Source organism: Shewanella sp. BF02_Schw (assembly GCF_014596695.2).
GTDB lineage: Bacteria > Pseudomonadota > Gammaproteobacteria > Enterobacterales > Shewanellaceae > Shewanella.
The window spans coordinates 529,015-550,114 of sequence record NZ_JABKAW020000001.1; the positions used below are offsets into that span (position 1 = coordinate 529,015).

At 42.4% G+C, this 21,100-nt stretch carries 22 protein-coding genes; 17 read left to right on the plus strand and 5 right to left on the minus strand.

Annotated elements, in window-relative coordinates; translation table 11 throughout:
- Positions 1 to 79: 79 nt before the first annotated feature.
- The 9 genes from HNW13_RS02515 (at position 80) to HNW13_RS02555 (ending at position 9,296) form a co-directional block, all read left to right on the plus strand.
- Positions 80 to 1,201 (plus strand): bifunctional tRNA (adenosine(37)-C2)-methyltransferase TrmG/ribosomal RNA large subunit methyltransferase RlmN, encoded by a 1,122-nt coding sequence (locus tag HNW13_RS02515; RefSeq protein ID WP_011636587.1) that lies wholly within the window; start codon positions 80 to 82, stop codon positions 1,199 to 1,201.
- Between the two features lie 31 nt (positions 1,202 to 1,232).
- Positions 1,233 to 2,018, plus strand: coding sequence for a type IV pilus biogenesis/stability protein PilW (gene pilW, locus HNW13_RS02520; protein ID WP_101085522.1), 786 nt, complete (start codon positions 1,233 to 1,235; stop codon positions 2,016 to 2,018).
- Positions 2,018 to 2,995, plus strand: a complete 978-nt coding sequence (locus HNW13_RS02525; protein WP_192114488.1) for a RodZ domain-containing protein — start codon at positions 2,018 to 2,020, stop codon at positions 2,993 to 2,995. The genes pilW and HNW13_RS02525 overlap by 1 nt, the downstream gene beginning before the upstream one ends.
- Positions 2,996 to 3,026: 31 nt before the next feature.
- Positions 3,027 to 4,142: a flavodoxin-dependent (E)-4-hydroxy-3-methylbut-2-enyl-diphosphate synthase gene (gene ispG / locus HNW13_RS02530; protein WP_101085518.1), complete on the plus strand. Its 1,116-nt coding sequence runs from the start codon at positions 3,027 to 3,029 to the stop codon at positions 4,140 to 4,142.
- Positions 4,143 to 4,237: 95 nt separating this feature from the next.
- Positions 4,238 to 5,512 (plus strand): histidine--tRNA ligase, encoded by a 1,275-nt coding sequence (gene hisS / locus HNW13_RS02535; protein WP_192114489.1) that lies wholly within the window; start codon positions 4,238 to 4,240, stop codon positions 5,510 to 5,512.
- Between the two features lie 26 nt (positions 5,513 to 5,538).
- Entirely contained in the window at positions 5,539 to 6,159 is a 621-nt protein-coding gene (locus HNW13_RS02540; protein ID WP_101085514.1) for a tetratricopeptide repeat protein, read from the plus strand.
- Positions 6,160 to 6,171: 12 nt separating this feature from the next.
- The gene (gene bamB, locus HNW13_RS02545) at positions 6,172 to 7,407 is read left to right on the plus strand and encodes an outer membrane protein assembly factor BamB (protein ID WP_101085512.1); all 1,236 of its coding nucleotides are present in this window, start codon (positions 6,172 to 6,174) and stop codon (positions 7,405 to 7,407) included.
- Positions 7,408 to 7,510: 103 nt separating this feature from the next.
- Positions 7,511 to 8,977: a ribosome biogenesis GTPase Der gene (der, locus tag HNW13_RS02550; RefSeq protein ID WP_101085510.1), complete on the plus strand. Its 1,467-nt coding sequence runs from the start codon at positions 7,511 to 7,513 to the stop codon at positions 8,975 to 8,977.
- A gap of 109 nt (positions 8,978 to 9,086) precedes the next feature.
- Positions 9,087 to 9,296: a DUF3565 domain-containing protein gene (locus tag HNW13_RS02555; protein WP_101085508.1), complete on the plus strand. Its 210-nt coding sequence runs from the start codon at positions 9,087 to 9,089 to the stop codon at positions 9,294 to 9,296.
- Positions 9,297 to 9,312: 16 nt separating this feature from the next.
- Here the strand turns inward: HNW13_RS02555 and HNW13_RS02560 are convergent, their stop codons facing one another.
- Positions 9,313 to 9,714, minus strand: a complete 402-nt coding sequence (locus HNW13_RS02560) for a hypothetical protein (RefSeq protein ID WP_192114490.1) — start codon at positions 9,712 to 9,714, stop codon at positions 9,313 to 9,315.
- A gap of 102 nt (positions 9,715 to 9,816) precedes the next feature.
- Here HNW13_RS02560 and HNW13_RS02565 point away from each other — a divergent pair, with 102 nt between their 5' ends.
- The 7 genes from HNW13_RS02565 to HNW13_RS02595 all read left to right on the plus strand — a co-directional run bounded on the left by HNW13_RS02565 (position 9,817) and on the right by HNW13_RS02595 (position 15,695).
- Positions 9,817 to 10,416 (plus strand): cytochrome b/b6 domain-containing protein, encoded by a 600-nt coding sequence (locus HNW13_RS02565; protein WP_192114491.1) that lies wholly within the window; start codon positions 9,817 to 9,819, stop codon positions 10,414 to 10,416.
- Between the two features lie 114 nt (positions 10,417 to 10,530).
- The gene (locus tag HNW13_RS02570; protein WP_243756159.1) at positions 10,531 to 11,043 is read left to right on the plus strand and encodes a TlpA disulfide reductase family protein; all 513 of its coding nucleotides are present in this window, start codon (positions 10,531 to 10,533) and stop codon (positions 11,041 to 11,043) included.
- Positions 11,044 to 11,047: 4 nt separating this feature from the next.
- Positions 11,048 to 11,287: a DUF4266 domain-containing protein gene (locus HNW13_RS02575; protein ID WP_162022608.1), complete on the plus strand. Its 240-nt coding sequence runs from the start codon at positions 11,048 to 11,050 to the stop codon at positions 11,285 to 11,287.
- Positions 11,278 to 12,576: a DUF3570 domain-containing protein gene (locus HNW13_RS02580; protein WP_192114492.1), complete on the plus strand. Its 1,299-nt coding sequence runs from the start codon at positions 11,278 to 11,280 to the stop codon at positions 12,574 to 12,576. Before HNW13_RS02575 ends, HNW13_RS02580 begins: the two co-directional genes overlap by 10 nt.
- 56 nt (positions 12,577 to 12,632) lie before the next feature.
- The gene (locus tag HNW13_RS02585) at positions 12,633 to 13,529 is read left to right on the plus strand and encodes an FAD:protein FMN transferase (RefSeq protein ID WP_192114493.1); all 897 of its coding nucleotides are present in this window, start codon (positions 12,633 to 12,635) and stop codon (positions 13,527 to 13,529) included.
- Between the two features lie 16 nt (positions 13,530 to 13,545).
- The gene (locus HNW13_RS02590; protein ID WP_162022611.1) at positions 13,546 to 14,205 is read left to right on the plus strand and encodes a response regulator transcription factor; all 660 of its coding nucleotides are present in this window, start codon (positions 13,546 to 13,548) and stop codon (positions 14,203 to 14,205) included.
- A gap of 86 nt (positions 14,206 to 14,291) precedes the next feature.
- Positions 14,292 to 15,695, plus strand: coding sequence for an ATP-binding protein (locus tag HNW13_RS02595; RefSeq protein ID WP_192114494.1), 1,404 nt, complete (start codon positions 14,292 to 14,294; stop codon positions 15,693 to 15,695).
- A 105-nt stretch (positions 15,696 to 15,800) separates the two neighbouring features.
- Here the strand turns inward: HNW13_RS02595 and HNW13_RS02600 are convergent, their stop codons facing one another.
- The 4 genes from HNW13_RS02600 to HNW13_RS02615 all read right to left on the minus strand — a co-directional run bounded on the left by HNW13_RS02600 (position 15,801) and on the right by HNW13_RS02615 (position 19,865).
- On the minus strand, positions 15,801 to 17,321 hold the full coding sequence (locus HNW13_RS02600) for a DUF3300 domain-containing protein (RefSeq protein WP_192114495.1): 1,521 nt from the start codon (positions 17,319 to 17,321) through the stop codon (positions 15,801 to 15,803).
- Between the two features lie 179 nt (positions 17,322 to 17,500).
- Entirely contained in the window at positions 17,501 to 18,829 is a 1,329-nt protein-coding gene (locus HNW13_RS02605; protein WP_101085491.1) for an ATP-binding protein, read from the minus strand.
- Positions 18,822 to 19,505 carry a response regulator transcription factor gene (locus tag HNW13_RS02610; RefSeq protein ID WP_059747866.1) on the minus strand — a complete coding sequence of 228 codons (684 nt, stop codon included), beginning with the start codon at positions 19,503 to 19,505 and terminating at the stop codon, positions 18,822 to 18,824. Before HNW13_RS02610 ends, HNW13_RS02605 begins: the two co-directional genes overlap by 8 nt.
- A gap of 3 nt (positions 19,506 to 19,508) precedes the next feature.
- The gene (locus HNW13_RS02615; protein WP_242445092.1) at positions 19,509 to 19,865 is read right to left on the minus strand and encodes a PepSY domain-containing protein; all 357 of its coding nucleotides are present in this window, start codon (positions 19,863 to 19,865) and stop codon (positions 19,509 to 19,511) included.
- A gap of 341 nt (positions 19,866 to 20,206) precedes the next feature.
- Here HNW13_RS02615 and HNW13_RS02620 point away from each other — a divergent pair, with 341 nt between their 5' ends.
- Entirely contained in the window at positions 20,207 to 21,088 is an 882-nt protein-coding gene (locus HNW13_RS02620) for a choice-of-anchor H family protein (protein WP_192114496.1), read from the plus strand.
- Positions 21,089 to 21,100 lie beyond the last annotated feature (12 nt).

Sequence of the window (21,100 nt, forward strand, 5' to 3'; positions counted from 1 at the left end):
AGATATACTGGCTAAAACGTGATGCTAACTGTATAATTCGCCGCCCTGTTACAGGTTTTGGTGTTTTGAGGTTAGGCGAATGAGTGTAAAGAAAATCAATTTATTAGATCTTGATCGTAAAGGACTACGGGCGTTGTTCAGTGAGATGGGCGAAAAACCGTTTCGTGCCGATCAGTTAATGAAGTGGGTTTATCACTTTGGTGTTACTGACTTTGAAGAAATGAACAACATAAACAAAGTGTTGCGTACCAAACTTGCAGCGAAGTGTGAAATTGTTGCGCCTGAAATTGCGAGTTTTCAAAAGTCGAATGATGGCACTATTAAATTTGCTATCAATGTTGGCCAAGGCCAAGAAGTTGAAACCGTATATATTCCTGAAGAAGACCGCGCGACCTTGTGTGTATCGTCACAAGTCGGCTGCGCTTTAGAATGTACCTTCTGCTCAACGGGCCAACAAGGTTTTAACCGTAATTTAACGGTATCTGAAATTATTGGCCAAGTTTGGCGTGTATCGCAATTTTTAGGTTTCCATAAAGACACTGGCGATCGACCAATTTCTAACGTAGTGATGATGGGGATGGGTGAGCCTTTGCTGAACCTTGCTAATGTGATCCCTGCGATGGATATTATGCTGGATGATTTTGGCTTTAGTTTATCTAAACGTCGAGTGACGTTATCAACCTCTGGTGTAGTACCTGCACTTGATAAATTAGGTGACGCCATTGATGTCGCATTAGCGGTAAGTATTCACGCACCAAATGATGAACTGCGCGATGTGTTGGTTCCAGTTAATAAAAAATATCCATTACAAGAATTTTTAGCGGGTATTCGTCGTTATTTAGAAAAGTCTAATGCAAATCGCGGCCGCGTGACGGTTGAATATGTCATGCTTGATCATATTAATGACAGCACAGACCAAGCGCATGAACTTGCAATTCTAATGAAAGATACTCCATGTAAGATTAACTTAATTCCGTTTAACCCGTACCCTGGTTCTCCTTACGGTCGTTCTTCTAACTCACGCATAGATCGTTTTTCTAAAGTGTTGATGGAACACGGCCTAACTGTGATTGTTCGTAAAACTCGTGGTGATGATATTGATGCTGCTTGTGGCCAACTAGCTGGCGATATTCGTGATAGAACAAAGCGTTTAGCAAAAAAACAAATGCAACAGAATCAGATTTCAGTCACAATGGAATAACTCGTTGTTTGCATAGATAATAGGCTTATAAATGAAGCACGGAATGCAAAAGGTTGTTCTGATTACTTTAGTGGCTTTGTCCGTCACTGCTTGTGTTACTGAGCGTACTTACAGTGGTACTGATACCCCTGTAGCAGAGCGTCGGTTTGATAAGCAGGGGGCCGCTAGAGAACGAATGCAACTTGGGTTAACTTATCTAAATCGTGGAAATAGTGAACAAGCCAAGTACAATTTAAATAAAGCTGTTGAATATGCACCGAATATCAGTGAAGTTCATATGGCAATGGCTTATTATTATCAAACAGTTGGTGATATAGAGCGAACAGAAGAGTCATATAAAAAAGCCATTAGCTTGAGTGATGTTACTGGTGATGCACGGAATAACTTTGGGGTGTTTTTATGTCAGCAAAATAATTTTGTTGAGTCTGAGAAAATGTTTCTTGCGGCGATTGAAACACCTAAATATACCCGTACCGCATCGAGTTATGAAAACTTAGGCGTATGCAGCCGTAAAGCCGGTGATAAAGAAAAAGCGCGACAGTATTTTAATATGGCGTTAAAGTATGATCAAAGACGTAAAGTAACGTTATTAGAATTAACCGAGTTAGCCATGGAAGATGCTGACTACGGCAATGCGCGCGAACAACTCGCAAGATACCATCGAGTTGCTAGCGAATCAGCAGAAAGTTTAGCCTTAGGGATTAAGATTGAGCGGGCGGCGAATGATATAGAAGCCGTAAAACGATTTGGCATTTTACTTATTGCTAAGTTTCCTGCATCTCCACAAGCCAAAAATTATAGAGCTAACTTGAATTAATGACTAAAGAATTCGAAGTAGAACAAGACGTAGAAGAAACGTCATTGTTAAAGGATGTTGTTACTGCTGGCGCCATTTTAAAAGCGGCTCGCGAAGCAAAGGGACTCTCAATTGAGACCGTAGCAACCCAATTGCATTTACGTCCCAAGATTATCAATGATCTTGAAAATGACATTTTTGTTAATATTGCCTCTACCACATATGTTAGAGGTTATATTAAAAATTATGCCCGTGTTGTGAGCGCTGACATTAACCAAATTCAACAATGCTTAAGCCATCAGTTGCCTGAAATTGTTGCGCCTGCAATGCAAAGTTTTTCACGTAAAACGACTCATCAAGCTCGTAATAGTCGTCTTAATTTAGTGACTTATCTTATCGTTGCCGTATTGATTGCCATGTTAGTGTTGTGGTGGGTACAGAAATCATCGTTACTAACCAATGTTGATTTATCGCAGCCTACCGTTGAAGAGATTGCTGCTGAAAGCAACATGCCTGAACCGCAACAGATCATTCGAAGTGGCTCAGTGCAATCTACTGCTAATGATTTAGGTAACGAAGGCAATGATAGTGCAACAGATTCGGCTAACAAGGCAGCAATAGAAGCCGAAGATAAGCTGATTCAAACGGCACAAGATGCAGCCAGTACTGCACAACAATTAGCGGCTAGCAGCAGTGTTACAACTGCTAGTACTGAATCTTCATCAACAACAGACACCAGTTTAACCAGTGGCGAAAGTGTATTAACCATTGAGCTTACCGGTGACTGTTGGGTTAACGTGACTGATGCTAATGGCAAAGTGATGGTTGATGGCGTGAAGAATTCGGCACAACGAATTGAAGTTCGTGGAATAAAACCTTTTAAAGTGATTCTGGGTGCTCCTCAAGTAGCCAGCATCAGCCTCGATGGCAATAATGTCAGTTTAGCTGAGTTTGCCAACGGTCGAGTTGCAAGATTAACCCTGCCTAAAGCGTCATAATGCTTTAGCAACAGCAGTAGAGCATATTTGCATGTATAACGAATCCCCAATTATTCGCAGACCATCAACACGTATCTATGTGGGCAATGTCCCTATTGGTGATGGCGCACCGATTGCTGTTCAATCGATGACGAATACTAAAACTACCGATGTTGCGGCCACCGTGGCGCAAATTCTAGCATTAGAAAAAGTGGGCGCTGATATTGTACGTATTTCAGTACCGACAATGGATGATGCTGAAGCCTTTAAAATTATCAAACAGTCTGTCAATGTGCCATTAGTGGCCGATATTCATTTCGATTATCGTATCGCGCTTAAAGTGGCCGAATACGGTGCAGATTGCCTGCGTATTAACCCAGGTAATATTGGTAATGAAGAACGCATTCGCAGTGTGGTTGAGTGCGCCCGCGATAAAAACATTCCCATCCGTATCGGAGTGAATGGTGGCTCGCTTGAAAAAGACTTAATGGACAAATATCGTGAACCAACGCCTGAAGCATTATTTGAATCAGCGATGCGTCATGTGGATATTTTGGACCGTTTGAATTTCGATCAATTTAAAGTCAGCGTTAAAGCGTCAGATGTATTCCTGGCTGTCGCATCATACCGTCTGCTGGCTAAACAAATTCGTCAACCGTTACATTTAGGTATTACCGAAGCCGGTGGGATGCGTGCGGGTTCAGTTAAATCAGCTGTCGGTTTAGGCATGTTATTAGCTGAAGGCATTGGTGATACTTTACGTATTTCGTTAGCGGCCGATCCGGTTGAAGAAATTAAAGTTGGTTTTGATATTTTAAAGTCGCTACGTATTCGTAGCCGTGGCATTAACTTTATTGCTTGTCCTTCTTGTTCGCGCCAAGAGTTTGATGTGATTAGTACCGTCAATGAACTCGAACGTCGTCTTGAGGACATTACCACTGCAATGGATGTGTCTATTATTGGTTGCGTAGTCAACGGTCCAGGTGAAGCGTTAGTGGCTGATATCGGCTTAACTGGCGGCCATGCTAAGAGCGGTTATTATGATGACGGAGTGCGTCAAAAAGAGCGCTTTGACAATAAAAATATTGTCGATGGTTTAGAAGCAAAAATCCGCGCTAAAGCCAGCATGATGGCTAATCGCATCGCGATAATCGATAAAACTGAATAATCTTAATCCTGTGCATGGCAACCAAGAGTTGCCGATGTTGAGGGTATATTTACATTTTATTAGCGCAAGCTAATCAAGAAGTGGACACGTTAACAGTGGCAAAGCAAATCCAAGCTATTCGTGGAATGAATGATATTCTGCCTACTCAAAGTCCTTTATGGCAAAAAGTCGAAGCTGTATTGCGCTCATCAGTTAGTGCATTTGGTTACAGTGAAATTCGTACTCCTATTGTAGAAAGTACCGATCTTTTTAAACGCTCTATTGGTGAAGTGACCGATATTGTTGAAAAGGAAATGTACACCTTTGAAGATCGTAACAGTGACAGCTTAACCTTACGCCCTGAAGGCACAGCCTCAACAGTGCGTGCGGGTAACGAACATGGTCTGCTTTACAATCAAGAACAACGTTTATGGTATATGGGACCCATGTTTCGTCATGAGCGCCCGCAAAAAGGTCGTTACCGTCAATTCCACCAGTTTGGCGTTGAAGTTTACGGCATTGCTAGCGCCGATATTGATGCTGAAGTATTAATGTTATCTGCCCGTTTATGGGACTTGTTAGGCATTAAAGAACACGTGGCACTTGAGCTTAATACTTTAGGCGATCCGGCTGAACGTGCAGCTTACCGTGATGCCTTAATTGCATTCTTAGAGCAGCACAAAGACAAGTTAGATGAAGATAGTCAACGTCGCATGTATTCCAATCCATTGCGAGTGCTAGACAGTAAAGATCAGCAAGTGCAGGCTCTTTTAGCTGATGCTCCCGCATTGATGGACTATCTTGGTGAAGAGACCAAGACACATTTTTCAACTTTATGTGAACTCTTAGACGCTGTTGGTATCCAATACACCATTAATCCGCGTTTAGTCCGTGGTTTAGATTATTATAACCGCACTGTATTTGAATGGGTTACCACTAGCCTGGGCTCTCAAGGTACAGTATTGGCGGGTGGGCGCTACGACGGCTTAGTCGGCCAACTTGGTGGTAAAGATACCCCAGCTGTTGGTTTTGCAATGGGCCTTGAGCGTATTGTACTATTGCTTGAAACACTTGAGTTAACCAGTGATATTGCCCCAGAAGTTGACGTTTATGTCACTGCAATGGGTGAAAATTGCGTCGTTGAAGCCATTAAAGTGGCTCAAGAGTTGCGTCAACAGTTACCAACACTTAAAGTCATGAGCCATTGCGGTGGTGGCAACTTTAAAAAGCAAATGAAACGTGCCGATAAAAGTGGTGCTCAGTTTGCGTTAATTATTGGTGAAAACGAAATGGCTAATAGCCAAGTCGCTATTAAACCGCTAAGAACAAGCGATGAACAACAATTGGTTACGCGTAGTGAACTCGTAGCTAAAATTGCAGAACTGATTTAAGAACAGATTTTAAAGGGGAAGTGCAAGTGGAAATTTATAGCACAGAAGAACAACAAGTAGATGCTATCAAGCAGTTCTGGAAAGATTATGGTACCTCAATTATTGTCGGTGCCGTAGTAGGCCTTGGCGGTCTATATGGTTGGAACGAATATTCAGACATGAAAGTGACGGCGGCTGAAGAAGCTTCAGAGTCGTTTCAGTCTATCGTGACACAGTCGGCTAACCCTGCTGCGTTATTGGTTCAGGCAGAAAGCTTTGCATCAGAACATGATCAGCAAGGTTATCAAGCATTGCTTGAATTAATGGTAGCAAAGTCAGCGGTTGAAGCGGGTGATTTAGCTAAAGCTGAAGCCTCATTTACTAAGATAATTGCTGCCCAACCAGGTTCTGGTTTGGGTATGGTAGCGATGATTCGTTTAGCACGTATTCAAGCAGAACAAAACAATATAGGCATGGCGTTAGCGACGTTAGATCAAGTGACTGATAAAGCATTTGCTTCACAACGTGAAGAATTGAAAGGCGACTTTTTAGTGCGTCAAGGTGATTTGGATAAAGCCAAATCAGCTTATCAAGCAGCAGTGGATAATGGTGGCGCGTTAGCCAGTCCAGCGCTGACCATGAAATTAGACAATCTAAACAAGGCATAAGGAATTTAGCCGATGAAGTCGTGGTGTAAAAATCTACTTGCCGTTGGGTTAAGTGTTGCTCTTATGTCTGCTTGTTCTTCAAGTGATGTTGAAGAAGAGCCAGTGAGTGAATTAGTTGATATACAAGCAACCGTGTTTCCTGAGATTACTTGGGATACCAGTGTCGGCGACGGTGTAGGGGATTATTACTCTCAACTTCGCCCTACCGTTCGTTACGGCAAGGTGTTTGTCGCCGATCGTAGCGGTATTGTGGTTGCCTTTGATGAAACAACCGGTGATGAGCTTTGGAAAAAAGACTTCAATGATGTCTTTGAAGATAAGCTTGAAACCAAAACCAAGGGTATTCTTTTAGCTGCAGGTGTTACCGCTGCACGTAATAAAGTGTTTGTTGGTGGCGAAACCGGTTTATTGGTTGCGCTTGACGAAGCAACGGGTGACGTTGTGTGGTCTGCGCAAGCGAATGGCGAGTTATTATCGGCACCAACAGTGGCAGAAGATGTTGTCGCGGTAAATACCAGTAAAGGCGCATTTGAAGCATTTGATATCGATAATGGTAAAAAGTTATGGACCTATGAAATGCAACTGCCAAATCTTACCTTAAGAGGTACAGGTTCTGCTGCGTATGAAGCGGGCGGGTTCTTTTTGGGAACAGCTGACGGTAAAGTCGCAGTTGTCGTTAAAAGTAATGGCCAAGCTGCTTGGGAACAAGCCGTTTTTAGTCCAACCGGTGCAAATGAGTTTACCCGGATGGCTGATATTGATATGACGCCATTAATACTGGGCGAAAATCTGTATGTTGCTAGTTACAATGGTAACTTAGTCTCTATGGAACTTCGTAGCGGTCGCGTAGTTTGGTCGCGTAAATATTCAAGCTTTAATGATTTAGCCGCTGCAGGTATTAGCCTGTATTTGGTCGATGATCATAGCCGTATTTACTCTGTCGATCGCCGTAATGGTTTAGAGTTATGGAGCACTTCAGTCCTTAAAAACCGTGAGTTAACAGCCCCTGCAGTAATTGATAATTATATTGTTGTCGGTGACTTTGAAGGTTACTTGCATTTTATTGACCGTAACAGCGGCGATATAGTTGGCCGAGTTCAAGTTGATAGTGATGGATTATATGCCCAACCTTTAGTGGTGGGTGACAAAATCTATGTTCAAGGCCGTAGCGGCAAAGTCGCGATTGTTACGTTGAACAAAGAAGAGCAAATGAATGTTGAGGAAGATACTGAAACTGATGCGGAATAAGTCATAGCACTATTTTTGCGTTAATTAAGGTATAATGTCCTTACTAGAGCCCCTGGAAGCGTTCCGGGGGCTTTTTATTGAAAAGTTTTTTAGAGGCAAAATCATGATCCCTGTTGTGGCCCTTGTAGGGCGACCGAATGTCGGCAAATCGACATTATTTAACCGTCTTACTCGTACTCGTGATGCGTTAGTCGCTGATTTCCCAGGTTTAACACGTGACCGTAAGTACGGCCGTGCATTTTTAGCTGGCTACGAGTTTATCGTTGTTGATACTGGCGGTATTGATGGCAGCGAAGAAGGGATCGAAACCAAAATGGCTGAACAGTCATTGGCCGCGATTGAAGAAGCTGACGTCGTATTATTTATGACCGATGCTCGTGCTGGTATGACCGCTGCCGATTTAGCGATTGCTCAGCATTTACGTAGCCGTGATAAAGTCACTTTTGTGGTTGCCAACAAAGTTGATGGTATTGATGCCGATTCAGCTTGTGGTGAATTTTGGTCTCTAGGTTTAGGTGAAGTCTATCAAATGGCTGCCGCGCAAGGTCGTGGTGTAACCAACATGATTGACTACGCACTAACGCCTTATGCCGAAGCTATGGGTATTGTTCGCGAACTCGACGAAGAAGGCGAGCAAGTTGAACGTGAATATACTGAAGAAGAAGCGGAAGCAGAACAAGAACGCCTACAAAACTTACCGATTAAGCTCGCCATTATTGGTAAGCCTAACGTGGGTAAATCAACACTGATTAACCGTATCCTCGGCGAAGAACGTGTCGTCGTTTATGACGAGCCAGGTACCACTCGTGACAGTATTTACATTCCAATGTCACGCGAAGGTAGAGAGTACGTGTTAATTGATACTGCTGGTGTTCGACGTCGCAGTAAAGTAAATGAAGTTATCGAGAAATTCTCGGTAATTAAAACCTTGAAAGCGGTTGAAGATGCTAACGTAGTATTATTGGTTATCGATGCGCGCGAAGGTATTGCAGAGCAAGATCTTGGTTTATTAGGTTTTACCTTAAACGCAGGCCGTGCATTGGTGATTGCGATAAACAAGTGGGACGGTATTGATCAAAAAGTCAAAGACCGTGTTAAAAGCGAACTTGATCGCCGTTTAGGCTTTATCGATTTTGCTCGTATTCACTTTATTTCGGCATTACATGGCACTGGCGTTGGTCATTTATATGAGTCAATTGAAGAAGCCTACGACAGTGCGACACGTCGCGTAAGTACATCAATGCTAACGCGCGTTATGCAAATGTCGCAAGATGATCACCAACCACCATTGGTGAATGGTCGTCGTGTGAAGCTTAAATATGCTCACGCTGGCGGTTATAATCCACCAATCGTGGTTATTCATGGTAACCAAGTTAAGAAACTACCTGATTCGTATAAGCGCTATATGATGAACTATTTCCGTCGTTCATTAAAAGTAGTCGGTACGCCAATTCAGTTACGTTTCCATGAAGGTTCTAACCCGTTTGAAGGTAGAACTGAGAAGTTGACCGTGGGTCAAGAGCGTCGTCGTAAGCGTGCAATGAGCCACATTCGCGATCGTACTAAGTAACCTCGTTGTTATTTAAGTTACTTATTACTCAAAAAGCCTGACTTGTTCAGGCTTTTTTGTAGGTGTTTACCGTCTATTAGAATTGGTATTAAAGATTGGGTGAACTAGGATGCAGCAAAAAATTACCGGTTATCATTTGGATGAAGAACATCATTGGGTGGCAGAATTAGGTTGCGGCCATTTTCAACATGTACGCCATAATCCACCTTGGACTGTTCGCCCTTGGGTAATGACAGTAGAAGGTCGGCAACAGCAATTAGGAATGATCCTTATTTGTAAAAAATGCGATGTCGCGGCACCGCCAGATAGTCTCGGTTAAATTGAGTTTACCTATCTTAATACGTTAAATCACCAGTGGCTCGACACCACCATAAATACGCGGCAATGTAAGTACATATCATGCTGTCCATTACCATTGATAACCAAAAACTATCGACAAAATCTTGATTGGCATGACTCAATACCAAGCTAACAAAAAACAGCTTTTCAATGAGCGCAATGCAAAACAGCGGTTTTATCCAAGCTGAACGGAACATTGCAATAAAAAAACTGCATCCAACCATTAATACCATAAATCCCCAATGCTGAATAAATATTGTGTCACTGGAGTGATAGGTTAACTGGTTAAGGTTTTCGACAGCCCACTGTGGGAATAAAGTATAAAGTCCGCCCAATGAAGTTCCTAAACCTGCAAGGAATAACGCCATTTGTCGGGTATTGTGCAGAAAATGAGTCATGTGTGAGTTCGTTCAAAGTTATTTTATCGCCATAGTGTCATGTTTTAGATTCTTTTTCGATTATTGTTATCCATAAGTGATTGTTAAGATTCCGGCGTGATAATGGCCCATCATCGCAATCCTACCGAGGTTTATATGCAAACACAGACAACTTATCCATTATTCCATCGTCTTATTCATTGGGGGTTGGCCTTGACCATGATGGTGATGTTATTAACCGTATTACTAAGGCTTGGGTGGATGGAAAAAAACCATATGGCCGCCATAATTCACCAAGGCTTAGCGAAATTAGATGTCATTATTACCGATAAACAAGCGGTGAGCATTGCTAAAAGTATTCGTGGCGTTATGTTCCAGTGGCATATTTATTTTGGCTATGCGGTGGGCGTATTTGTTTTTGCTCGGTTTGTTTATATGGCTAAATTTGGTCTGCATTATCCGTCGCCTTTTTCGCGCCAAGCTACGACAAAGCAAAAGTTTCAGGCATGGGTGTATTGGGTATTTTATGCTGGCATAGCGTTCTCTGTAATAACAGGTTTGTTACTCAAGTTTGGTCCAGAGGCAATAGAAGAACAGGCTGAAACAATTCATAAGTTGGCACTGTGGTATTTCATCCCTTTTATAAGTTTACATTTAGCAGGGATTTTAGTGGCCGAGTCTGGTAACGATAAAGGCATCGTGTCGAAAATGATTGGAGGCTAATGTTATTTTCTTTTTTTAATGGCATAAATTGTCTTTACGATATCTTTACAATGCTTAAGTGAATCTTAAGATTGGTGGACTATGTTGTTTGCAATATGTTTATTAGGTGAAAATATGATGTCAATTGGGTTATTTTGTCATTTTCGTAACATTAAGTTTATAGCGTTAAGTTTAGCGATAGGGTTAGGTGTTAATGCCCAAGCTCAAGCTGCTCCGTCATTAGAACATGATGTGTTAGATCAACAAGGCGCAAGTGTCAGTCTGCAACAATTTGCTGGCAAAGTGGTTTATGTCGATTTTTGGGCGTCTTGGTGTGCTCCATGCCGTAAATCATTTCCGTGGATGAATGCCATCCAGGCTAAATATCAACAACAAGGTTTAGAGGTAGTCGCAATTAACCTTGATGTTGATACCACATTAGCCCGTGAGTTTTTGAGCAAACTGCCGGCAAAATTTAATCTTCGTTTTGACCCTGAAGGTGATATTGCCCAAGCCTTTGAGTTACAAGGTATGCCAAGTAGCTTTTTGTTCAATCGTAAAGGTGAATTAGTGCAAACTCACATGGGTTTTTTTACCGAAAACATTCCCGCCTATGAACAAGAAATCCAAATGTTGTTACAGGAGTAAATTGATGACAAAAGCATTTTATCAACCCTTTGCCAAAGCTGTGGTGGCATTAGCCATTGTCAGTAGTTTGGTTGGCTGTTCGAACTTAGGTGTACAACCTTGGGAAAAAGATCAATTAGCCCGTGCTGATATGGCGTTGAACAGCGAAAAACTCGATCTCGCGTTAGATGACCATATTTATTTTAGTAAAGAAGGTACTAGTGGTGGTCGCTCATTAGCGGGCGGAGGTTGTGGATGCAACTAACATCTAAGCAAAGTATTGCCAGTGCGTTGGCATTAGCAAGCTGTAGTTTATTAAGCCAACAGGCCAGTGCAGCAGAACCGATTCCTGCCAATGATGATTGGAAGGTCGATGCTGCCATTATGTATTATGGCGAGCAAGACCGGGTTCAAGCTGCAGAAGCGATTGGTAATGTACAAAAAGCCTTTGGTGACAGTTCGTTATTGGACCTTAAAATTGTGGTCGACAGTTTAACCGGTGCATCAGCTTCTGGTGCAGTGGCACAAAGTGACAGTCAAACTTTCACGCGTCCGTCAGGTGATGGCCAATATACTGTCAGTGCTGGCGAAACACCGCTGGATGATACCTTTCATGATACTCGTGTTCAGCTTAGCGCTAACTGGCAAGAAGTGCTTAATCAAGATTGGACCGGTAACGTAGGTGTGTACGGTTCAAAAGAGTTTGATTATCTTTCGATGGGCATTAACGCGGGTCTTGAACGTAGTTTTAATAAAAATAACACTACGTTGTCGTTATCGGGGGCATTTACCAATGATGTGGTTGACCCTGTTGGCGGTCGTCCTGTGGCAATGTCAGAAATGGTGTTTCGTGGCGATTATGCCAGTGATGCCGATTATCAAGCAGCCTTTGATCAAACGCGTTTAGCGGGTGATGATACTAAACAAACCAGTGATATCATGTTTGGTGTGACTCAGATTATTAATCGTAATTGGTTGATGCAAGCTAACTATGGTTTATCAAGTGTGTCAGGTTACATGACCGACCCGTATAAGATCCTTAGTGAAGTCGATGTTAACGGTCAAACACAAGCTTATCGTTACGAAAATCGTCCAGACTCACGCCTTAAGCACAGCGTGTTTTTACTCACCAAAGGTGCACTGGATTCTGGCGTAGTCGATTTTTCATATCGCTATAGTACTGATGATTGGGATATTCAATCGCATACTTTAGAAACGCATTACCGATATAATTTTAGTCCAACTATGTACGCACAATTGCACTTACGTTATTACCAGCAGCAAGCAGCTGAGTTTTATCAACCATTCTTGATGAGTGGCGATGAAATACCAGAGTATGCCAGCGCCGATTATCGCATTGGTGATATGACGGCTTACACCATAGGACTTAAATTTGGCCAGCGTTTATCGGGTGGCCATGAATTAAGTTATCGTATTGAGTATTATCAGCAAAATCCTGAAAATAATGGTACTGAGATACCTGGTCAGCTACAAAACTACGATTTATTCCCAGCGGTGAAAGCGATAGTAGCTCAAGTGAGTTATTCGTTTTAAGATGAATGTGTCATCAATAAACAGAGTAATTTAACTTGCTTGAACCACTAACAACAATGTCAAAAGCCCCAAAAGTGATGAGCTTACAGCCTCGTCCTTGGGGCTTTTTAGGTTCATTTAATGCTATGGCTAGCCCATGTGAATTATTAATGGCAGTTGATGACGAGTACATTGCGAGGCAAATGCTGACTATTGCTTATGACGAAGCAAAGCGTATAGAACATAAATTCAGCCGTTTTATTGAAGCTAACGTGGTGTGGCAGTTAAATCATGCCCAAGGTGAAACGACCCCAATTGATGCCGAGACAGTGCATTTATTGCAATTTGCTCAACAATGTTTTCAATTAAGTGAATCAGCATTTGATATCAGTGCCTGTCCATTAATGGCGTTATGGCGTTTTGATGGTAACCATCGTGTGCCGTTACAAATTGATATTGATGCCGCCTTGCTTAAGGTGGGTTTTGATCGCATTGCATTGACGGATAAGACCGTTTGCATGCCTGCAGACATGAGTATCGACTTTGGCGGTATCGGTAAGGAATATGCGGTGGATCGCACCGCACAAATATTAGCGAGTCGTTGGCCAAAGCAATCGGTATTAGTCAACTTTGGTGGTGATATTGCTTGCCCGATCACCAAAAGCGATGGCTGGCAGGTGGGGATTGAAAACCCTCATAAGCTTGATAACGCTGCGGCACTGTTAACCATTCGCCAGGGGGCGTTAGCCACTAGTGGTACTACTCGGCGCTATATAGAGGTGGACGGTAAACGTTATGGGCATATTATTAATCCTAAAAAGGGTTACCCTGTAGAGCAAGCGCCATTATCGGTCACTGTGCTGGCGCCCAATTGTGTTATGGCAGGAATGTTGGCCACAATGTCGATGCTAAAAGGAGCTGATGCTGAAGGTTTTTTACAGCAACAAGGTGTCGATTTTAAGGTGTTTCGTTAATGAATAAGGGTACTGAATGCGGGTGTTATTAGTAGAAGATAATAAGTTGTTAGCACAAGGCATCGTAATGAGCTTAGCTAAATCAGGTATTCAGGTCGATCATTTAGCATCATATAATCAAGCCCAAATCGCCTTAGGAAATGAAGATTTTAGCGCCATTATTCTCGATTTAAGTTTACCCGACGGCAATGGTGCGGACTTATTAAAACAGTGGCGTAAAAATGGTATCTCATTACCTATTATTGTATTAACAGCCAACACTGATTTCGACACCCGCTTAATGTGTTTAGATATTGGTGCCGATGATTATTTAAGTAAGCCTTTTGATGTGAGGGAATTAATTGCTAGGCTTAAGGCGATTATTCGACGTCAACATGGCCTAGATAATAACCAATTTAGCTATGGTGCTCTCAACATCGACTTTGCCCGTTGTGAAGTGCATTTTCGCGATGTGTTAGTGTCGCTTTCACGCCGTGAATATCAACTGTTACTCGAATTTGCTCAATCAGCAGGTCGCGTATTAACCCGTAATCAACTTGAACAGCTAACTTATGGCTGGGATGAAGTGGGCAGCAACTCGATAGAAGTGCATATTCATCATCTACGTAAAAAAACGGCCACTGAGCTGATCAAAACCGTGCGCGGTATAGGCTATATTTTAACTGAAACGGTATAGCTTTATTATGAGCTAGATAGGGTAGATGAAGTAAATGCTGGGCAGCCAAACAGCGACTTAATTACACTTAATACAATAAGGATATTATGTTTTCGTTACGATTATTATTAAGTTTGATTATGCTGGTGGGGATTGTTCTTACGGTAACTTTTTCGAGCATACTCAGTACGCGTGATGCTATGCATGAAGTCGAAGAATTGTTTGATGCGCAGATGGTGCAAACCGCCAAAATGTTGGAACAGTTTTATGTCGAACATTTAACAGAAGCTCAACTGGCACAATTGCTCCAGCAGCCAAGTTTGTTCCATGTTGCGGATTCAAAAATAGAAACCTTTGCTGATCAATCTAATCCTGTCACCTTGTCTTATGAGCATAAATTATCATTTCAATTACTGTCCAGCTCGGGGCAGTTACTCGCGTATTCTGATAGTTCTGGCGAGCAACAACTAACCAATTTCATCCAAGGCTATGACACTCGTAGCATCGATAATGAGTTATGGCATGTGTACAGTTTTTTCTCATCGTCGCATCAGGTATGGATTGTAACCGCACAGCGTGATGATGTTCGACGAGAGATCGTGTCATTAATTATCAGCAACACTTGGCGCTCGCCGTTAATCATTACTCCCATTATGATGTTTTTCATGTTGTTGTTAACTTATTACTTATTTAAACCGGTTAAGTTATTAGAACGTCATTTAGATAACCGCTCAGCCCAAGACCTAACCCCTATCAATTTCACTTTACCGAAGGAGTTAGCATCAACGCAAAAAGCCCTTAACGGCTTCTTGCTGCGCATTAGCGAGACGATGATCCGTGAACGTCGTTTTAGTGCCGATGCCGCCCATGAACTTAAAACGCCATTAGCGATTATTAAGTTACACAGCGATGGCTTAAGCGATGTATTGTCTAGCCAAATGCCACAAATTCAGCAGGCAACGTTGCCATATATAGAAGCCATAGGCGAGGGTGTAAACCGCATTAGCCATACAGTGGAGCAGCTGTTGTTGTTATCACGAGTGGATGCGATAGAGGCGTTAAATAAAACCGATTGTAAGCTACAAGATATTATTGAGAATGTGATAAATCAGCTAGTACACGTCATTGCCGATTTCGAGTGGTATATCGTTGTTCCTAAAGATATGAACATTAATGCCGATCCGTTTTACATCGAATTAGTACTGAAAAATATTATCGAAAATGCCTGTAAATACAGTCCTAAAGAATCCTTAATAACCATTAAGGTTACTCAGGACGAGCAACAGACAAAAATTTATGTGCTTGATCAAGGCCGGGGTATGTCAGATGAGGAAATCAGCTTAGCCAAAAACCGCTTTTATCGTGTTGATGAAAACGCTTCACATGGTGCGGGTTTAGGCTTATCAATTTGTCAGCATATTATCAGTTTACATCATGGTGAATTGACTTTTAGCCGAGTAGAACCTCATGGCTTAAATGTCTGTATTGTATTACCCCATGCTCAGGTTTAGCGTGAATACTGGCAATTTTATTGATTTTATATAGACAAAAAACAACATGAGAGACAAGACCTACTCATGTTGTTTTTTGTTGTAGTTCGCGGCTTTTTTTACTGTTTACTGTCTTTCTCTAGACTGTTTTTCTCTTGAAGGTCCGGTGTCTCTCGATTGGCTTGCACGGCGTGATGATGCATTATCACGTTGCTGACTCATTGATCGCGAAGCTTGCTGAGGCGTCGATCGAGTTGTTTCGCGAACTTGCTGCTTTTGTGGTTCACTCCTGCGTATTTGTTTTACTTGCTGTTGTGGATTGCGCATCGCGTTAACTTGCGGCTGGCGCGATGTTTCAACTCGAGTGTTACGTTGAGCTTGTTGTAATTCTTGAGTGCGCGGCTTGCTTGTTATGTTCGCCACTGGTTTTGTCTCATACTTAGGCTTAGTTTGGGCCACATCGCGTTGGCGACTGTAGTTTGACTTCATCGGCTCACCTTTGCGCTCAAATGATTTTACTTGTGCTGCTGGTTGACGTTGCTGGCTTAACTCGCGTTTTAGCTGGCTACTTTTGTGCTCAATCGGCTCATTGCGGCCTACACTTCTTAACGTTGATTTGTCACTACGCTTATCCTGCTTGCTGCTATGGTTTATGTCTTTACGCTGATCATTCACCTTGGTGGAATAATGACGAGGTTCATTGGCTTGCTGGCGTTTGGCTTCGCGTGAATAACTTACCTGCTTGTTACGTTTCTCATAATGGCCATTATAACGTTTGCTGATCACTTGGCTGTGGTAAGCCACACCTTTGCGATGCTTAGGTTTATGTTGCCAATGTTGGGCACCATGGCTGTAACTTATTTTTCGTGGTGTGTAGTAACGGTAGTTTTGACGTACTGGTACCGCAATTACACGGCGATCATGCCAATGAAAACCACTAAAAAAGAAGTTAAAGCTAATACGTACTCCGCTATCCCAGTAAATAGCACTGTGGTTAGGGCGATAATGTACATAAGCAGGTGCATTCCAATAAACCGGTGGATAACGATTCCAGCGCCAGTTGCCATAAACGATACGGCTGTCGTAATAAGGCACGTAAACAATTTCTGGGCGAACTGATTCAATAATAATCCGGCGCTCAACCCGCGACACTTTTACTTGCTCAAGGTCGACTAAGTTGTTGGCTTCATCAGCTTGTTGTCTTAATGATTGAATGGTGTCTAGCATGCGGCCTTCATCTTGCAAAAAGGCATCGCCTACGCTTTGAGTCCACGCTAAATCATCATTTAAACGCTGCAATACATTGGGAAATGCTACCAAGGCTTTGACACTTGGGTCCCAGTCTTGCGACTCTACCTCGGTCATAATTTGGTTGGTGTCGCGGTTACCTTGGTTTGATAACCAGCGTTTGGCTTGGACAATTTCTAATGGGTACGTTGACGCAATTAATATGTGGGTTAATAAACTGTCTGGATATAGCGCTATTGGCGCGAGCATTTGTGCCAACTCAGCATCACTCACCACATCATCTTCTGCTGTATAAGTGTATGAATTAGTTGGTTGCGCCGCGTGTACATTGGTTAATGGCATACAGACCAAGGCTAAGGCGAGCAATGCCTGAGCGGGTACGTGAATGGCTTTTTTCATGTTATCTCCAGCGTCATTGATGACTGTTAGGTTCATCATAACGGGCCGAAGATGAACATAAGCTGAAAGCTCATAACGGAAGTTAATACGCTAGAACTATGCGAGAGGAGTAAGTAAGAGCAATAAGCTAGATAGATAAACTAAACAAATAGTATATAGCGGCAATCTAAAGCAGGCGTTTATTGTTGGAAAGTAAACTCAAATTGAGCGCCACCCAATGATGCCGATTGGCCAACAGTAAGTTTACCGTGATAACTGTCGACAAGGTCTCTAACGATTGCCAGCCCGATCCCGTGGCCTTGAGTGTAAGTGTCTGCACGGATCCCCCGTTCAAAAATATGTTGCTGTTTATCTTTCGGAATACCTTCACCATCATCTTCAATTGTCATGCACAGCTGACTATCTTGCTGTGTAAGGGTTAATGTCACTTTTGTTTTCGCGGCTTTGCAGGCATTGTCGAGCACATTACCAAGCATTTCTGTTAAGTCTGCTTCATCGCCTTTAAAGCGGGCTTGTTCGTTGGGGTGATACTCAATGGTGAGGTTTTGATGTTGGTATATCTTACTTAAGGTTCTGACTAATTTAACGGCAATACTGTCAACATTAACCCCTAAGTGCCAAGCACTGCCCGCCGCGCTTTGTGCCCGCTTTAGTTGGTAAGCAATAATTTGGTTTATACGGTTAATTTGTTCCATCGAGGCGTCGCTTAAATCAGCTTGAGTTTGGATTACCGCTAAAGGTGTTTTTAAACTGTGGGCTAAATCGGCTAACGCATTACGGTAGCGTTTACGCTGATTTTGTTCGGTTTGTAATAAGGTGTTTAACTGTTGCGCTACTTTTTGCAATTCCACAGGGTAGCGGGTACTGAGTTGCATTGATGTGCCTTGTTCTACCGCACTGAGTTCTTGGCTAAATTGGCCTAAAGGTTTTAGGGTCCATAGCAACCAGCTGAGCTGTACAATAACCAATAAGGCGGTTAACACTAGCAACCAAGTCCATAAGGTGTTAGAAAACTTTTGGATTTGTTGTAGGTATTCTTGTTGGTTTTTTATAATGTGCAGCGTCATGGTAAAAGGCTGTTCGCTGGTGGCAAAACTCACGCTAAAACTGTATATCAACTGTGGCTTGTCATTAATCAATATCGAGTCGAAGGTACTTCTACCGGTTACGGGCTTGGGTAAGTTAATCGGGGTGTTGAGGCCGAGAAATGAGTTTGAGGTCCACAGTAGCTGATTATCTTTGGTGGTGATTAACGCATAAAGACCTGAACCAATCACATTGAATTGGTTTTCAAGTAAATGAGACGGCATTTGTAATTGGTTATCTTCCACTTCTGCCATGGCTAAAACAGAGTAAACATAGGCTTTTAACTGGTTTTTTGCCGCGACATTAATTTGGGTTTCAAAGGCGTTATTAACGGTTATGCCGATAATGGGCAATAATACCAAAATCAGTAATAACGCACTGATCACAATGCGGACTTTAAGCGAGCTGAGTAGTTTACGCATCAGGGTCTAATTGACGCAGTCGATAGCCCTGACCACGCAGTGTTTCAATTAATTGATATTGATTGTCGGGGTCGAGTTTTTTACGTAAACGACGGATAAACACTTCAATCACGTTGGAGTCTAAATCAAAATCCTGATCATAAATGTGTTCAATTAAACTGCTTTTGGAATGTACCGACCCTGGGTGCAGCATCAGGTATTCAAATAGTTTGTACTCAGAACCACTAAGGTTAATTATTTGCAGGCTCTTTTTAATTTCTAAACTGCGGGTATTAATGCTAAAGGGACCATTTTGAATCACTGGACTGGCTTTACCTGCGGAGCGGCGAATTAATGCATTAATTCGTGCGACAAGTTCTTCTAGCTGAAACGGCTTACTTAAGTAATCGTCTGCGCCGGCATCTAATCCGACCACTTTATCTTGCCAACTGTCTCGAGCGGTTAAAATAATGATCGGGTAGCTAATGTCTTGCTCACGTAACTTACTGATTAATGACAAGCCATCAAGCTTAGGCAAACCGACGTCGATAATGGCGACATCGTATTGATATTCTTGAGCCTGAAATAAGCCTTCTTCACCATCGCTGGCGACATCAACAGTATATTGCGCGTCGATAAGGTGCTGTTTGATGTTTGCTTGTAGGGCTAAATCGTCTTCGACCAGTAATAATCTCATGAGCTAGTTCCTTGTAACCGAGCCATTAGTGGCATCGACTAACACATAAAAAATGACTCCATCATTGGTGAGTAATTTAATTCGATAACCAGGATGTCCATTGACGTTAGCTGATTGCACTTTTAATACTTTACCTGAATAACTTCGTTGAGCCATTTGTACAGCTTGTTGAGCGCTATTAACCACCAGATTACTGTTCTGCTGGTTATTGTTTTGACGATTATTATTGGGGCCTGGGGAGAACTGAGCACCTGCTGATGAATGTAATGCAGCAGCATAGGACGGCACTGAGCACGCTAGTGAAAGTACCGCTAACATCAGGCCTAACATGGTGGCATTTACGTTGAGCATACGCTGCATATTGTGTTCCCTAATAACCTCATTATTGCCAGTGTAAAAGATCCCTTTCTATATAGAAACATCTACTTAATCTTATTGAGTAAATAGCCGTAAGCGAAACATAAACGCCCGTAAGATATCAGTAAATGCCAATGTATCGATGATTTGACTTGGCAGTATAATGGGTAGCAGATGAACATTAACTGAATGGTTTACCTCTATGGGATGTTTTCGCGGTATTGATTTATAACAGTGGCACTAAAGGTTAGCGATATCGGAAGTCTACCTTATTACTATGTTCAGCTTACGTTCATTTTGATTAGGGTTAAATGGCCTCAATATCAAGACTGTGAGGAACTAACATGAAACATAATACTGCCAAGACAGCCAATCTATCGACAATTAATACCCAGCTAAAATGGGGCGTAAGTTTATGTGTTGCTAGTGCACTCTGGTTAAGTTCGCCAACAGTACAAGGCGCCGAGCGGATCTCTGAACAAGCTTTTGGTACATACAGTCAAGCAAGAGTCATTAATCCGCAAACGCCAGAAACTGAAGCGGACAAGCAGGCTAGGGTGAGCGCTTTACATGAGCAAGCTAAGTTGCAAGGTACCGTTGCAACCCTGAATAAAAAAGTCACCCGTGAACAAGTGATGGCTAAAAATCAAAAAGCTGCCGCGACAACGGCCAACCAGCAACAACGAGCGTTGGCGCAGCAAAATCAAGTTGTTTATTACGACTTTTCTTTCTACGGTGCAGATTCAAGTTTATTTGATGACTATGATTATGATGGTTTTTATCAAACCTTTAGTGTGACCTTTGATGCTGATATAACCAGCAGTGCGGGTGACATTCAGGCTGATGTATTTGCCGAGTTATATTTAAGCCAAGATGGTGGGCCGTGGATCCATTATTACTCAACTGACGTATTCAACCTCCACGCAGATTCTAGTAATGATGATTACGAAGTGCTCACTACGTTAGCCAGTGGTTATCAAGCCGATCACTATGATGTGTTGATCGATTTATATGAACTAGGTTATGCCGATCCGGTTGCGACAATAAGTAGTGATGAGTCGAATGCCTTGTACGCGTTGCCACTTGAAAGTAGCGACCGTGATGCGGTCTATGTGGAAGAGGTGTATATCCAAACTGAACATTCAGGCGGGGCGTTATCTTGGTTAAGTATTGGCTTACTCGCTGGAGTGATTGGGTTTCGTCGACGTTTGATTAATAAAATATAACGTAAAATTTAT